Source organism: Pseudomonas sp. TE3552 (assembly GCF_056278945.1).
The window spans coordinates 2,243,700-2,258,197 of record NZ_JBWBQJ010000001.1; the positions used below are offsets into that span (position 1 = coordinate 2,243,700).

Below are 14,498 nucleotides of genomic sequence, written 5' to 3' on the forward strand. Positions count from 1 at the left end.
CCCCTTTTCATGCAGATTTTGCATGAGATCTATTCTATTTGCCCATCTTATCAGCGCGCTAGCATGAATACATAGTTGCTCTCAGAAGGTCAGTCGTCCGGCTGGCCGCCCCAAAAGAGAGGAAATTTACATGTCCCGTTTACAAGGCAAGCGTACCCTCATCACTGGCGGTACAAGCGGCATCGGTCTGGAGACCGCCAAGCAATTTCTCGCCGAAGGCGCACGCGTGATCGTCACAGGTGTTAATCCTGAGTCCATGGCAAATGCTCAAGCTATTTTAGGTAGCGAAGTCCTGGTGCTGCGAGCCGACTCAGCTAGTGTCGCAGCCCAGAAGGAGCTGGCGCAGGCTGTTCAGTCTCATTACGGGCAGCTCGACGTTGCCTTCCTCAATGCTGGCGTATCCGTCTGGATGCCAATCGAAGACTGGAACGAGGAGATGTTTGACCGCTCCTTTGACATCAATGTCAAAGGCCCTTACTTCCTCCTGCAAGCACTGCTGCCGGTCTTCTCCAACCCTGCATCGGTGGTTCTTAACACCTCGGTCAGTGCGCACCTGGGCGCCGCGCGTTCATCCATTTACGCCGCAACAAAGGCGGCGTTTCTGAACATGTCGAAAACGCTCTCTAGCGAGCTTCTCCCGCGTGGTGTTCGAGTAAATGCGGTCAGCCCTGGTCCGATCGACACGCCGCTGTACGACAAGGCGGGTATCCCCGATGCCTACCGCGAGCAGGTCAACAAAGATATTGCTGCGACTATACCCTTTGGCCGTTTTGGCACGCCTGAAGAAGTAGCTAAGGCGGTGCTGTACCTCGCGTCGGACGAGTCTCGTTGGACGGTCGGAACGGAAATTATTGTTGATGGTGGGCGCTCGCTTTAATGGGCTAGTCACAACTTCGCTTCTATACAGCCCGCTTCCCGCTCGGAAGCGGGTGTTGTCGAAATAACAGTGGGTATTCAAATGTCGCAATCACGGCTCACGCTTGTTAGCCACGGGCTTTGTCCGTTTGTTCAGCGAGTAGCAATTTTACTCCTCGAAAAAGAGGCTCCATTTCAACGGGTTGATGTGGATTTGAAGGACAGGCCCAACTGGTTTCTGGTCATGTCGCCAACGGGCAAAGTCCCGCTTCTGATGGTGCAAAAAGGCGATGAGGAAGCGACCGTACTTTTCGAGAGCGTGGCTATCTGTGAATACATCGAACAGGTGTATCCGGAGCCCGCTTTGCACCCGAAAGATGCAATTTCCCGTGCTCAACACCGTGCTTGGATCGAATTCGCCACTGGTATGCTTGCTGATGCATGGGGATATTTGAATGCAACGGATCAGCAGACAGCGCTTGGTAAGTCTTCAGCGCTGAGGGGAAAGCTGGAGAGACTTGGCGGTGAAAAGATGGAGGGGCCGTACTTCGCTGGCGAAACGTTCAGTATGGTGGATATTGCTGTAGCCCCAGTTTTTCGCTACTTCGACATACTGGGATTCGAACCAAGTCATTCATTGTTTGATGGACTTGGTCGCATTGCCGAGTGGCGTCATGCACTGGCCAATCGCGCTAGCGTTCAGGCTGCTGTCGCCGAGGATTATGCAGACCGGTTACGCAAACATCTGCTGGAGGTGAAGGCCATTTTAGTCAGATGAGTCATAAATATCAGTCCAGTGTCTCGTATGGCGGGACTTACCTGGTGCGACCGTGGAGCTGGGTCTCCTTTGCGAATTTGCAGGAGGCCCGCTTTCCTATTCTTCAGGAAAGTGCCTATACAACGGATAGCGATACTGAGCTTTCGTTGGCGCTCCATGTTCGCTTCTGGCCCAGAGTGTGTAAAAACGCTTCGCCAAAATTGAAGTGTGCGCGTCTGCGTTAAATCTGAAATTTATCGGCACGTCAGCAGATGTGGATTTCGCGTAAAGTGCGATTTCCAGTCCGGTTTTGAGTACCTGTCGCGCTAAAAAACGTTTTCACACAGCCTCGACCACTAGCTGCCAGTTATTTGTGTCTAAAGCATCAGGGACAATTCATAATGCTGTCCACCTCCACTAACGTCTCCAAGATCGACATCCATGCCTGAAGAGTTCGAAGTCCCCAGCCCACACGAGCAACATATTGAGCACACCACCCATCATGCGCATGCACAAGGCGACAGCTTTGCCAGCAAGATTGCGGTGATGACAGCCATCATGGCGACCGTCGGCGCCCTGATGAGCTATCAGGCCGGCTCAACGGAGAATGAGGCGGCCATGGACAAAAACAACGCCGCCATCCAGAAAACCGAAGCCGCCAACGAGTGGAATTACTACCAGGCCAAGTCCAGCCGGCAGAACCTGTCGGATCTGGCAAGCCATCTCCCAGGGCTGGATTCGGCCCATTATGTTGCTGAGGCGCGGCGGTACGGGGAACAGAAGGAGGAGGCGCGCAAGAAGGCTGAAGCATTCGAACAAGAGGCAAAAGAGTGGGACGAGAAGTCAGAGCAGGTGCTGCATCAGCATCACCGCTGGGCCCAGGCCATGACAGCGATTCAAATAGCAATTTCACTGGCGGCCATTACCTTGCTGACGCGTAAGGAATGGCTCAAGCGGCTCTCGTTTGGGGCTGCGGGTGTTGGCGTCATGTTGGGTTCGCTGGCTTGGCTGCATATCTAAGCGCGGCGCTCAGAAGAGGCATTGATGCTCGAAGGCTTACACCTGCCAGACCTCCTGTACCCACTCACGAAACTATGTACCGTTAGGCTATAAGTCATCGAAGGGGCTGGAAATGGCGGAAGGCAGCCGGAGTCGAACCTGCCCGGGAACGGATGCCGTCCCCAACCGGGTTTGAAGCCCGGCCGCGCCACCGGGCGCGATTGCCTTCCTTGAAGTCAGTCTGCCGTTGGCTGGGCCAGGGCGTTGTCGAGCCGCAGGTGACGCCGGTCGCCAAAGCGTCGGGTCAGGCCGAGCCGGTCGAAGTACTCCAGAATCTGGATGCTGCGCTTGCGCCCCAGGCCCACGGCATCACGAAACGTGGTGACCTGAATCACCGGATTATCGCTGGCCAGTTGCACCAGCATAGCCGCCAATCGGCGCACCTGTGCGTCGGTGTAAAACAGGTCACGCACCACTTGATGCACCAGCCCCAGCCGCGCCATCTTGCGCAGCAGCAGGCGCACGCTGGCTTCGTCACGGCCAACGATTTTGGCCAGATCACGCACCCACGGCGGATCGAAAACTGCCTGTTCGAACAGCGGCTGCAGCTGTTGCCACAGGGTTTGGTCGTCCTCGCTCAAGCGCACTTGATGATCGGGCAAATGCAGCCATGGGCCGCTGGCGACGATTGCACCGCTGGCCAGTAATTCGTCGAGCAGACTGATAAAGGTCGGCCGCTCCAGCGCGGTACCGGCGAAGCGACGCAGGCGATCCCTGTCCGGCCCCATTTGGTCCGGTTCGAGTTGATGAAAACGTGCCAGGTGTTCCAGCAGCGGCACTTTCAGGGCTTCCCAGCGCAGCGCGCTGAACAGCAACGGCCCCTGCCGCGTATCGACCAAGCGCACGTTATCGGGCAACAGCCAGCTGTCGCGCGGACGATTGAACTGGCGCTCCAGGCGCCGGGGATCGAGCCCGGTGTCGCTGTTGGCCAGCAGCGCCGGCAGTGCGTCTTCCAGGCTGTGGGTGGTGGCAAGCGTTTGCAGCTGCGCCAATCGTTCGGGGCTGCGGCGGTGTCGGGCCGGGGCGAACGGGTCGAGTACCCGGCCACCGCCGAGGGTGCGTTGCGCACTTTGATCGCGCAGGATCAAGCGGTCGCCCTGCACCGCCAGCACCGGCGCATTCACCAGCAGTTGCGCGAACATTCGCTGCCCCGGTGCCAGGCTGACACCCTCCAGCAAGGCCACCCGCGCCGTTACGTCCTGAGTACCGAGATGCACATGCACCGGTTGAAAGTGTTCGAAGCTTCGCGCTTCGCTGGCCAGCAAGGTCATCTCGATATCCAGGCGCTGGGTCGGCGCGTGCAACCATTCGGCCAACAGCCAGTGGCCACGGTGAATCTGCTCCAGGGCCAGACGCTCGGCACTCAGGTTCAGCGCGACTCGCTGCCCGGCCATGGCAATGTCTGCCGCCTGATTCTGCGCATGCAGGCCTCGCACCCGCACGGGTTTGCCCAGCGGACTCAACATCAACGTATCGCCCACGGCCACCTGGCCGGATAACGCCGTGCCGGTCACCACGATACCGGCGCCGGCCACGCTGAACGCTCGATCAATCGCCAAGCGAAAACCACCGCGGGTGCTGCGTTGAAGCACCTCGTGTTGCGCCTCCAGCAATGCCTGACGCAGTGTCTCGATACCTTCGCCGGTCACACTCGACAGGGCAATTTTCGGCGCGTCGGCATAAGGTCCGGGCGCCAGTAATGCTTCGATCTGCTCACGGACTGCCTGCACACGCGCCGGATCGACGCGGTCGCATTTGCTGATGGCGACCAGTGCCCGAGGGATGCCCAGCATTTCGACAATTGCCAGATGTTCGCGGGTCTGCGGCATGACACCGTCATCGGCCGCCACCACCAACAACACCAGATCAATGCCCTGCGCCCCGGCCAGCATATTGTGGGTGAAGCGTTCATGGCCGGGCACATCGATAAAACCGCTCAGGGCGGCGCCCGGCTCCAGCGCTGCATAAATGTAGCCCAGGTCAATGGTCATGCCGCGTTCACGTTCTTCCCGGCGACGGTCGCCGGCCTGGCCGGTCAAGGCCTGGAGCAAGGAAGTCTTGCCGTGATCAATGTGCCCCGCCGTGCCGACAATCACCCTTCCCGGCCCTCCTCCTGCAATTGATCGAGTTGAGCCAGCCACGCGGCTTCGTCGTCGAGTTGGCGTAAATCCAGCCACAGCGCGTCATCGTCGATGCGCCCAAGCACAGGAATCGGCAATTGACGAAACGCTGCTTCCAGCCCCAGCAATCGCCGTCCACGCAGACGTTTGGAAACGTTGGGCCGCAGGCATAACGCGGCGCTGGGCAGTCGAGCCACCGGTTGGCTGCCGCTGCCGATCATGCCCAGCGCCGACACCGCGCTGACGCGCCAGTCATCGCCCAATACCTGCGTCAGCGACGGTTGCAAGCGTTCGGCCTGGGCGAGGATATCGGCCTGGGGGCGAGTCAGCAGGCGCAGACTCGGCAAGCGTTCGGCCAGTCGATCAGGATCGCGGTACAAACCCAACACCGCTTCGAGCGCGGCCAGGGTCAGCTTGTCCACCCGCAGTGCACGCTTGAGCGGGTTTTTCTTGATCTTGGCGATCAGGTCTTTACGGCCGACAATCAACCCGGCCTGGGGACCGCCGAGCAATTTGTCGCCGCTGAAGGTGACGATGTCTGCGCCATCGATCAGTGCTTGACGCACCGTCGGTTCGGCGGGCAGCCCCCAGCGAGTCAGGTCCAGCAGGCTGCCGCTGCCCAGGTCTTCCAGCAATGGCAGGCCGTGGCGGTGAGCCAGCTCCGCCAACTCAGCCGTCGGCACCCGGGCGGTGAAACCTTCAATGGTGTAATTGCTCGCGTGCACGCGCATCAGCAGACCACTGCGCGGACCGATGGCGGCCTCGTAATCGCGGGCATGGGTGCGGTTGGTGGTGCCCACTTCGTGAAGCCGCACCCCGGCCCGGGCCATGATGTCGGGAATACGAAAGGCACCGCCGATTTCGATCAGTTCACCACGGGAAATGATGCCTTCCTTGCGCGCACCCAGGCTGTTGAGTGTCAGCAACACGGCAGCGGCATTGTTGTTGACCACGGTCACCGCTTCGGCGCCGGTCAGCTCGCGGATCAGGCCTTCGATCAGGTCGTCCCGATCACCACGCTTGCCGCTGCGCAGGTCGAATTCCAGATTGAGCGGGTAGCGGGCGGCCAGTTGCACCGCTTCAATGGCCGCCTCCGGTAACAACGCACGCCCAAGGTTGGTGTGCAGCACCGTGCCGGTGAGGTTGAATACCCGCCGCACCTGGCTGCGATGCTGGATCGCCAGACGCTCGCCTGCCCTGCCCGCCAATACGTCGGCGGTGATTTCAACGGCATCAAGTTCGCCCTTGTGCAGCGGTTCGCGCAAGTCATCGAGCAGTTGCCGCAAACCGGCCAACAGCGCATCACGCCCGTAACGCTCGGCCAGCGGTTGGCAGGCAGGATGGCGCAGCAAGCTGTCGATGGAGGGCAGCCGCAAGGGTTGGCTGGCGGATGTGGCAGACATCAGAGGCTCCCGGAAGCGATTGACCGTCGCGTCTGAGTGTAGCCGCTGAGCTTCAAGGGCATGCTGTAGGTATTCGCCGTGCAATGATCTCGCTGATGGCGAGTGCCCCCACTGCAACACCCTGCCAAACGCCACGATTCCAGCGACTGCTACCAAAAAACTGTCAGAGGTTTCCTCTATTTTTTGAGGCGCATCCACCCATTGCAGAGGGCGTGTTTAATGACACTCGGTGTTACGTCCTAAAGGCTACAACACCTTGCGTCGTTGCCTACGCGTGCGCCAGAATCCGCTGGCTTGTGCGGCTGTGGGGTGGGCTATATCGTTTCCCTGTCACTGAAAAACAGTGATCGGGTTTGGTAGCCCGCCTCTAAGTAGTCGTATGGCGACACCTTATGCAGTCTCTTTTTTGGGGCTCGGCTTTATATGGTGGTCATGCGTGGGGCTCCATTGTGAGCGCCGGGTTTCCTACTTAGACCGGTCTACCAACCCGCGTATGGCCGCCACTCTTCGTTTGGTAGCGAGGGTGATGGCTCCTTAATATTCTAAGTGGGAGTTTCATTTATGTTCAAAATCACACCCAATCCGCCGACCACAGATTCGGCATCCCCGTATGAATCACTCGATTCAAAAAAACTCCACGAAGCGGCCGAGCGCGCCCTCGATTACTACCTCAATCCGAGTGCCCATATCATGGCCACGCCGTACAAACCCAGCAAAATGTTCATCATCAACCCAGAGATCGATACCGAATCTCTGCTGGCCCACGCCTGCGAGTCACTGGCTTCGGCCAGCGTCATGCTCAACGATGTTGCTGCGCTGATACAGGGGCCGCACCGCAATACCATTCTAGGCATCGCGCAAATCATCATGCAGGGCGAGTTGGCGGTGAACCGAGCGCTGGACAAACACGAGCCACCTAAGTAATCACAGCGTCCTGTAGCCAGGGGCTTGCCCCCATTCGGCTGCGCAGCCGTCGTAAAACCGGTAATCGCGCTAAGGCTGATATACCCGCAGGCACCGGTTTTGCGACCGCTTTACGCCCCAACTACGCGCTCTTCCCTTCAAAACCCAACGCGGCTTATCTCGCTTCAGAGCCTGAGTTTTTCGCACTCGGCATCATGTAGGGACAGGCTCAGTCGCCTCCCGGTGCCAGCATCAGATTGGGCGACAGGCGCTGGTAGCCTTCCTGCTCCAGGCGCATATCCAGCATCAGGCTGGACAGGTCTGCCGAGAGCGCTTCGGCTTCGGCGTCGTTTTCCAGGTAGATCAGTTTCAGGTAGCTGTTGCAGCCGGGGCAGACTTCCGCCCGCAACGGTGCCTGATTGGCAGCATGCCGGTCATCTTCGAAGCTGACGTATTCAAGGCCCTTGCTCTGCTCGCAATACACGCACTTGACCCGCACCACGTGCCATTCGCAGGCACACAAGGAGCACACCAGATAACGCAAACCGTTGTATTTGCCGCGATGACGAATCACCCCGGCCATCGCCGGCGAACCGCAGGCCGGGCATTGGCTGAGGCTGTCGCCGCGTTTGAGTTCAAGGTTGGGTGTGCTCAGCAACCAATGGCTCCAGGCCGCTTGCAGCGCTGCACCGAGAAACGGCACCAACTCTGCCGGCAGCATTGAATACTGGCCGCTGACCAAGGCAATCGCCCACGCTTTGAGCAGCCCCGGGTTGGCACTGCGCAACGTCGCCACGGCGTTTTCTACCGCCGATTGTGGCGGTGGCTGATAGCGTTGCAGCAAGGCTTCGAGATACGGCAGCCAAACGGTTTCGCGCACCAGACTGTCGGCAGCGAACGGTGGCAAGCCATGTTCCATGCACACCCGCAGGCGTTCGGGATCGGGCATGGTCGTCACGGGCGGATCGTCCATCAGGTTCTGCTGGGCGTGACACAGGCCCGCGATCAAGCGCAGATAGTCCGCCATGGGATGCCCGTCGGCCAGGCGTTCCAGACGCAGCGCGCGCAAGGTGAACAGGTTGTTCGGTGGCAGGTACAGAAACGGCGGTGAACTCGCCGCCGCTTCTATCTGCCCAGGCTCGAGGATCGTGGCCAAGGGGTCATCCTTTTTTTGTGATCGGTCGCTCAGGCGTTTCGTCTTGGGTCACTTCCCGGTACCAGAGCTCATGGTGTTTTCTCGCCCAGGCGCGACTGACCCTGCCACGCACCATGGCGTGTACCGAACCGCGAATCCAGATCCCGGCATAGATGTGGACGATGATGCTCAGCACCAGGATGAAACCCGCCAGCGCATGCAGCAGCATCGCCCAGCGAATGCTGGTGATGCCGAAGTACGCGCTGAAGTAAGCACGCCAGATCACCAGCCCGCTGAACAGCAACACCAGCATGCAGATCAGCAACACCCAAAACAGCAGTTTCTGCCCCGCGTTGTATTTGCCGATCGGCGGCACGCCCTCCTCCTCGTTTCGCATCACGCGACCGACACGCCTGAGCCACAACCGGTCGTTGGCGATGAAGTAATTCGCCCGCCAGAAACTGAACACCAGGCCCAGGAACAGCACAAACATCGCGATGCCCATGTACGGATGCAGAATGCGCGTCCACGAACCGCCGCCAAACAGGTTACTGAGCCAGAACAGCGCCGGATGGAACAACGCCAGCCCCGACAGCGCAGCCATGAAAAACACAATCGCCACCAGCCAGTGGTTGGTGCGCTGGTTGTTGGTGTAGCGCAGGATCGGTTTGTCGTTCATGGCCTGTCCTCCCCGCCGGGCTTCGTCGGATCAAAGGTGTGCACCGATGGATCGAACTCATGCACCGCTGGGTCGATGGTGACTGGATGTTCGTCTTCCTCGACCAGTTGTGGCCCGACGCGCACGTAATGGAAGAACCCGGCCAGCACCGCCGCGCCCATGGCCAGCAGCGCCAAGGGTTTGCTCAGGCCTTTCCACAGATCCACCAGCGGGCTGATCGCCGGGTGATCCGGCAACCCGGCATACAACCTGGGGGTGTCGGCATGGTGCAGCACATACATGACGTGGGTGCCGCCAACACCCGCGGGGTCATACAAACCGGCGTTTTCGAAACCGCGGCTCTTGAGGTCGACGATGCGTTCGGCGGCGTGTTCCTTCATGTCTTCCTTGCTGCCGAAAACGATCGCGCCGGTCGGGCAGGTTTTCACGCAGGCCGGCTCCAGCCCTACCGCCACCCGATCCGAGCACAACGTACATTTATAAGCCTTGTGATCCTTTTGCGAGATGCGCGGAATGTTGAACGGGCAACCGGTGATGCAATAGCCGCAGCCGATGCAGTGGTCCTGATCGAAATCGACGATGCCGTTGGCATGCTTGATGATCGCGCCGGGGCTGGGGCACGCCGCCAGGCAACCGGGCTCGGCGCAGTGCATGCAGCCGTCCTTGCGGATCAGCCATTCGAGGTTGCCGGCGTCGGTTTCATGCTCGGTGAAGCGCATCAGGGTCCAGGTGTCTGCGCTGAGGTCATGGGGGTTGTCGTAGGTGCCGAGGTTGTGACCGACGTCGTCGCGCAGCTCGTTCCATTCCGAGCAAGCGACCTGGCAGGCCTTGCAGCCGATGCACTTGGTGGTGTCGATCAGCTTGGCCACTTCCTCTTGGGTACGTACCGAAGGCGGCACGGTGGTGGTGGCCGAACGGGCGATGATGTCTTGGCTGGCCATTTAGACTTTCTCCACGTTGACCAGGAATGACTTGGATTCCGGGGTCTGGGTGTTGCCATCGCCGAGGAACGGCACCAGGGTGTTGGTCAGGTAACCGTGACGGGTGGCGCCGGTGAAACCCCAGTGCAACGGGATTCCGATCTGGTGCACCACCTGATTGTTGACCTGCAGCGGACGAATCCGCTTGGTCACCACCGCCACCGCTTCGATATGCCCGCGCTTGGAACTGACCCGGACCCGGTCACCGGCAGCAATGCCTTTCTCCTTGGCCAGCACCTCGCCGATTTCGACAAACTGCTCAGGCTGGGTCACGGCATTGATCGGACAATGCTTGGTCCAGAAGTGGAAGTGTTCAGTCAGCCGGTAGCTGGTCGCCGCGTAAGGGAAGTCCTTGGCCTGGCCCAGGGTGTCCCAGACCGAATCGAAGATCCGCCCGGCCGGGTTGCTGGTCGCCTGTTTGTTTTTCGGGTGCATCGGGTTGATGCCGATAGGCGTCTCGAACGGTTCATAGTGTTCCGGGAACGGCCCTTCGTTCATCTTGTCGAGGGCGAAGAAACGCGCCACGCCTTCGGGGTTCATGATGAACGGGTTCATCCCGGCTTCCGGCGGCACATCGACCTTGTAGTCGGGCACATCGGTGCCGGTCCAGACCTTGCCGTTCCACCACACCAGCCGTTTGTTCGCATCCCACGGTTTGCCTTGGGGGTCGCAAGAAGCACGGTTGTAGAGAATCCGCCGATTCGCCGGCCAAGCCCAGGCCCAGCCCAGGTTCTGCTTCATGCCGAAAGGATCGCTGTTGTCACGCCGGGCCATGTTGTTGCCCTGCTCGGTCCAGCTGCCGCAGAAGATCCAGCAACCGGACGCCGTACTGCCATCGTCCTTGAGCTGGCCGAAACCGGACAGCTGCTGACCGGCCTTGACCACCGCGCCCGAGGCATCGGTGACATCGGCGATGGCATAGCCATTGAATTCCCGGGCCAGCTCTTCCGGCGTCGGGTCATCCGGTACCTTGTAGGGCCAATCGAGCTTGAGGATCGGCTCGGCCCAGGCACCGCCGTTGGCCTGGTAACGCTTGCGCAGGCGCAAGAACAGCTCGGCCATGATCTTCACGTCGGTACGCGCCTGGCCCGGGCCGTCGGCGCCCTTCCAGTGCCATTGCAGCCAGCGACCGCTGTTGACCAGTGAGCCGTTTTCTTCGGCGAAACAGGTAGTGGGCAGGCGGATGACTTCGGTCTGGATGTCGGCCGTTTGCACATCGTTGTAAGGCCCGACGTTGCGCCAGAATTCCGAGGTTTCGGTGGCCAGTGGGTCCATCACCACCAGCCACTTGAGCTTGGCCAGCGCCTTCATTACACGGTTCTTGTCCGGCAACGCGGCGATCGGGTTGAAGCCCTGACACATGTAGCCATTGACCTCGCCCTTGCCCATCATGTCGAACATTTTCAGGATGTCGTAGCCGGGAATGTCCAGTTTCGGCAGCCAGTCGTAGCCCCAGTTGTTCTCGGCGGTGGCATTGGCGCCGTACCAGGCTTTCATCAGGCTGACGTGGAACTTGCCGTAGTTCTGCCAGTAGGACATCTGCCCGGGGCGTAACGGCTTGAGTGCGCGCTTGGCGATGTAGGCGTTGTAATCCTGTTCGGCCTCGGCCGGCAGGGTCAGGTAACCGGGCAGCAGGTTGGACAGCAAGCCCAGGTCGGTCAGGCCCTGGATATTGGAGTGCCCGCGCAAGGCATTGACGCCCCCGCCCGGCATGCCGATGTTGCCCAGCAACAGTTGCACCATGGCCGCGCTGCGGATCATCTGCGAGCCAATCGAGTGTTGGGTCCAGCCCAGGGCATAGAGAATCGTCATGGTTTTGCCCGGTTGCGAGCAGGTGGCGATCTCTTCCCAGATTTTCTGCATGGCGTCCGTGGGCATGCCGCAGACCTGGCTGGCCAGCTCCAGGGTGTAGCGGCTGTAATGCTGCTTCATCAGCTGGTAGACGCAGCGGGGGTCTTGCAAGGTCGGGTCGACTTTGGCGAAACCGTCCTCGCCGATTTCATAGCCCCAGCCAGACTTGTCGGTGTAGCTGCGCTTGCTCGCGTCGTAACCGCTGAACAACCCATCCTCGAAACCGAAGCCAGCCTTGACGATGAACGACACGTCCGTATAGGCCCGCACGTATTCGTGCTGGATTTTGTCTTCGGTCAGCAGGTAATTGATCAACCCGCCCATGAAGGCGATGTCGGTGCCGGTGCGGATCGGCGCATAATAGTCGGCCACCGAGGCGGTACGGGTGAAACGCGGGTCGACCACAATCAGCCGCGCCTTGTTGTGGGCTTTGGCTTCGGTCACCCATTTGAAACCGCAAGGGTGCGCTTCTGCTGCGTTGCCGCCCATCACCAGAACCAGATTCGCGTTGGCGATATCGGTCCAGTGGTTGGTCATGGCACCACGGCCATACGTCGGGGCAAGACTTGCCACCGTCGGGCCATGTCAGACACGTGCCTGGTTATCGAACCCCAGCATGCCGAGACTGCGAATCACCTTGTGGGTGATGTAACCCGCTTCGTTGGACGATGCCGACGCCGCGAGGAAACCGGTGCTCAACCAGCGGTTCACCGTTTGCCCCTGGGCGTTTTTCTCGATGAAGTGGGCGTCGCGGTCGGCCTTCATCAGGTCGGCGATGCGATCCAGTGCTTCATCCCAGGAAATCCGCGTCCACTCTGTGGTGCCAGGCTTGCGCACCTGCGGGTACTGAAGACGGCTGGGGCTGTGAATGAAATCCAGCAGGCCTGCGCCTTTGGGGCACAGGGTGCCGCGATTGACCGGGTGGTCGGCATCGCCTTCGATGTGGATGATGCTCTGGGCGACATTCTTCGCGTTGTCACCCTGGCTGTACATGATCAAGCCGCAACCGACCGAGCAATACGGGCAGGTGTTGCGGGTTTCATGGGTATGGGCGAGCTTGAAATGACGCACTTGTTCGGCGAAGGCTGGCGTCGGGGCCATGCCCAGCGCGCCCAGGCTTGAGCCCGCAAGGCCGAGACCAGCGACCTTGAAGAACTGACGACGGTTGAGGTCCATCGTGCACTCCTGATCAGGTGGAAACCCGGTGCATTGGCCGGGTTTTTCTGGACGATCACGGTGACGGCAACGGAACTACCGCCACTTTAAACTGTAGACAATGCTGTTTTGTGCTGTGTGAAAACCGACAGTCGGGTAATTCCGCAAGCCAGTCGGAAACACAATAAATGGGAGCGACCAGTGGCGAGGGGGCTTGCCCCCGTTGGGGTGCGAAGCGCCCCCGGCATTCCAAAGTTAAACTGCATGTACAAGGTTTACGACTGCTTCGCAGCCGAACGGGGGCAAGCCCCCTCGCCACAGGTCGCTCCCACGGAGTTTGGCGCTATCATGGCCCCCGGATTAACCCCTGCCTTTTATGAGACTGAGCATGACTTTCGATTTTGATCAGGTGTTCGACCGCCATGGCACCGGCAGTACCAAATGGAGCCGCTACCCGGCCGACGTGTTGCCCATGTGGGTGGCTGACATGGACTTTGCCGCGCCGCCAGTGATCATCCAGGCCCTGCAAAAACGTCTGGAACACCCGATGCTCGGTTACAGCGTGGCTCAGGATGACTTGCGTGAGGCGATCGTCGCCGACCTCTGGAACAAGTACGCCTGGCGCGTGCAGCCCCAGGAACTGGTCTTCCTGCCGGGTATCGAGTCGGGGTTCAACATGGCCCTGCATGCGCTGGTTCAGCCGCAGCAGAACGTGGTCGTGCAAACACCAAACTACCCGCCGCTGCGCCACGCGCCGGGCCACTGGCAACTGAACAAGGTCGAACTGGATTTCAATGCCTTGGCCGATGGTACATATGCCACGCCACTCGACGCCTTGCGCCAGGCATTGCACGGAGGCGGCGCGCTGCTGCTGAGTAATCCGCATAACCCGCTGGGCAAGGTTTTTCCACGCGAAGAGCTGCAAGCGGTCGCCGACATTTGCCTGGAGCAGGACGCCTGGATCATCTCCGATGAGATCCACGCCGAGCTGTGTTTCGATGGGCGCAAGCACATCCCGACCGCCTCGCTCAGCCCGCAGATCGCCCAGCGCACCATCACCCTGATGTCGGCGAGCAAGGCCTACAACATCGCCGGTTTGAAGACTGCGTTCATGATCATTCAGGACGCAGCGCTGCTCCATCGCGTCAACCATGCCCGCTGCGGCATGGTCGACAGCGTCAACCCGCTGGGCCTGGAAGCCACCCGCGTCGCCTACAGCGAAGGCGGCCCATGGTTGACCGGGCTCATGGCTTACCTGCAAAGCAATCGGGATTACCTGGTGGAGGCGGTTCGTACGCGGTTGCCGGGTGTGACCATGAACATACCTCAGGGCACTTACCTGGCCTGGCTCGACTGCACGGCGCTGGGCCTGGACAACCCGCAGCAGTTCTTCCTTGAGCAAGCGAAAGTCGGGCTCAGCGCCGGGCTGGATTTCGGCGATCACGCCCAGCAATTCGTACGCCTGAACTTCGGCTGCCCACGGGCGCTGCTGGAAGAAGGGATCGCGCGGATGGAGCGTAGTTTGCGTAACCGCCAGGCCTGACGCCCTAGGTTGACACCGAAAACCCGATGCCTGTGCATCGGGTTTTTTATGGGCGATA

At 60.1% G+C, this 14,498-nt stretch carries 11 protein-coding genes and 1 tRNA gene; 5 read left to right on the plus strand and 7 right to left on the minus strand.

Annotation, left to right across the window (positions count from 1 at the left end):
- Positions 1-130 precede the first annotated feature (130 nt).
- The 3 genes from ACZ9BB_RS09970 (at position 131) to ACZ9BB_RS09980 (ending at position 2,632) form a co-directional block, all read left to right on the plus strand.
- Complete coding sequence (locus ACZ9BB_RS09970) at positions 131-877, plus strand: SDR family oxidoreductase (protein WP_008072177.1); 747 nt, start codon at positions 131-133, stop codon at positions 875-877.
- Between the two features lie 69 nt (positions 878-946).
- Positions 947-1,633: a glutathione S-transferase family protein gene (locus ACZ9BB_RS09975; RefSeq protein WP_476213615.1), complete on the plus strand. Its 687-nt coding sequence runs from the start codon at positions 947-949 to the stop codon at positions 1,631-1,633.
- Positions 1,634-2,053: 420 nt separating this feature from the next.
- Positions 2,054-2,632, plus strand: coding sequence for a DUF4337 domain-containing protein (locus tag ACZ9BB_RS09980; RefSeq protein WP_476213616.1), 579 nt, complete (start codon positions 2,054-2,056; stop codon positions 2,630-2,632).
- Positions 2,633-2,745: 113 nt separating this feature from the next.
- On the opposite strand, the gene ACZ9BB_RS09985 is transcribed toward ACZ9BB_RS09980, so the two are convergent.
- The 3 genes from ACZ9BB_RS09985 to selA form a co-directional block, all read right to left on the minus strand.
- Positions 2,746-2,841, minus strand: a tRNA-Sec gene (locus ACZ9BB_RS09985).
- 6 nt (positions 2,842-2,847) lie between these two features.
- A complete protein-coding gene (selB, locus tag ACZ9BB_RS09990; RefSeq protein WP_476213617.1) occupies positions 2,848-4,767 on the minus strand; it encodes a selenocysteine-specific translation elongation factor in 1,920 nt (639 codons plus the stop codon).
- Positions 4,764-6,194: an L-seryl-tRNA(Sec) selenium transferase gene (gene selA / locus ACZ9BB_RS09995; protein WP_476213618.1), complete on the minus strand. Its 1,431-nt coding sequence runs from the start codon at positions 6,192-6,194 to the stop codon at positions 4,764-4,766. Before selA ends, selB begins: the two co-directional genes overlap by 4 nt.
- A gap of 561 nt (positions 6,195-6,755) precedes the next feature.
- On the opposite strand from selA, the gene ACZ9BB_RS10000 reads away from it, so the two are divergent.
- Entirely contained in the window at positions 6,756-7,118 is a 363-nt protein-coding gene (locus ACZ9BB_RS10000) for a DUF6124 family protein (RefSeq protein ID WP_476213619.1), read from the plus strand.
- Between the two features lie 208 nt (positions 7,119-7,326).
- On the opposite strand, the gene fdhE is transcribed toward ACZ9BB_RS10000, so the two are convergent.
- From fdhE to fdnG, 4 genes are read right to left on the minus strand one after another with little or no spacing between them, the layout of a single operon-like run.
- A complete protein-coding gene (gene fdhE / locus ACZ9BB_RS10005; protein WP_476213620.1) occupies positions 7,327-8,253 on the minus strand; it encodes a formate dehydrogenase accessory protein FdhE in 927 nt (308 codons plus the stop codon).
- 4 nt (positions 8,254-8,257) lie between these two features.
- A complete protein-coding gene (locus ACZ9BB_RS10010) occupies positions 8,258-8,911 on the minus strand; it encodes a formate dehydrogenase subunit gamma (RefSeq protein WP_476213621.1) in 654 nt (217 codons plus the stop codon).
- Complete coding sequence (fdxH, locus tag ACZ9BB_RS10015; protein WP_476213622.1) at positions 8,908-9,852, minus strand: formate dehydrogenase subunit beta; 945 nt, start codon at positions 9,850-9,852, stop codon at positions 8,908-8,910. The genes ACZ9BB_RS10010 and fdxH overlap by 4 nt, the downstream gene beginning before the upstream one ends.
- Positions 9,853-12,918, minus strand: coding sequence for a formate dehydrogenase-N subunit alpha (fdnG, locus tag ACZ9BB_RS10020; RefSeq protein WP_476213623.1), 3,066 nt, complete (start codon positions 12,916-12,918; stop codon positions 9,853-9,855).
- 367 nt (positions 12,919-13,285) lie between these two features.
- On the opposite strand from fdnG, the gene ACZ9BB_RS10025 reads away from it, so the two are divergent.
- A complete protein-coding gene (locus ACZ9BB_RS10025) occupies positions 13,286-14,440 on the plus strand; it encodes a MalY/PatB family protein (protein ID WP_476213624.1) in 1,155 nt (384 codons plus the stop codon).
- The last annotated feature ends 58 nt before the right edge of the window (positions 14,441-14,498 follow it).

Coding starts and splice junctions, on each gene's coding strand:
- ACZ9BB_RS10000 (WP_476213619.1), top strand. CDS start 6,756: ATGTTCAAAATCACACCCAATCCGCCGACCACAGATTCGGCATCCCCG.
- ACZ9BB_RS10010 (WP_476213621.1), bottom strand. CDS start 8,911: ATGAACGACAAACCGATCCTGCGCTACACCAACAACCAGCGCACCAAC.
- selA (WP_476213618.1), bottom strand. CDS start 6,194: ATGTCTGCCACATCCGCCAGCCAACCCTTGCGGCTGCCCTCCATCGAC.
- ACZ9BB_RS10025 (WP_476213624.1), top strand. CDS start 13,286: ATGACTTTCGATTTTGATCAGGTGTTCGACCGCCATGGCACCGGCAGT.
- ACZ9BB_RS09970 (WP_008072177.1), top strand. CDS start 131: ATGTCCCGTTTACAAGGCAAGCGTACCCTCATCACTGGCGGTACAAGC.
- ACZ9BB_RS09980 (WP_476213616.1), top strand. CDS start 2,054: ATGCCTGAAGAGTTCGAAGTCCCCAGCCCACACGAGCAACATATTGAG.
- fdxH (WP_476213622.1), bottom strand. CDS start 9,852: ATGGCCAGCCAAGACATCATCGCCCGTTCGGCCACCACCACCGTGCCG.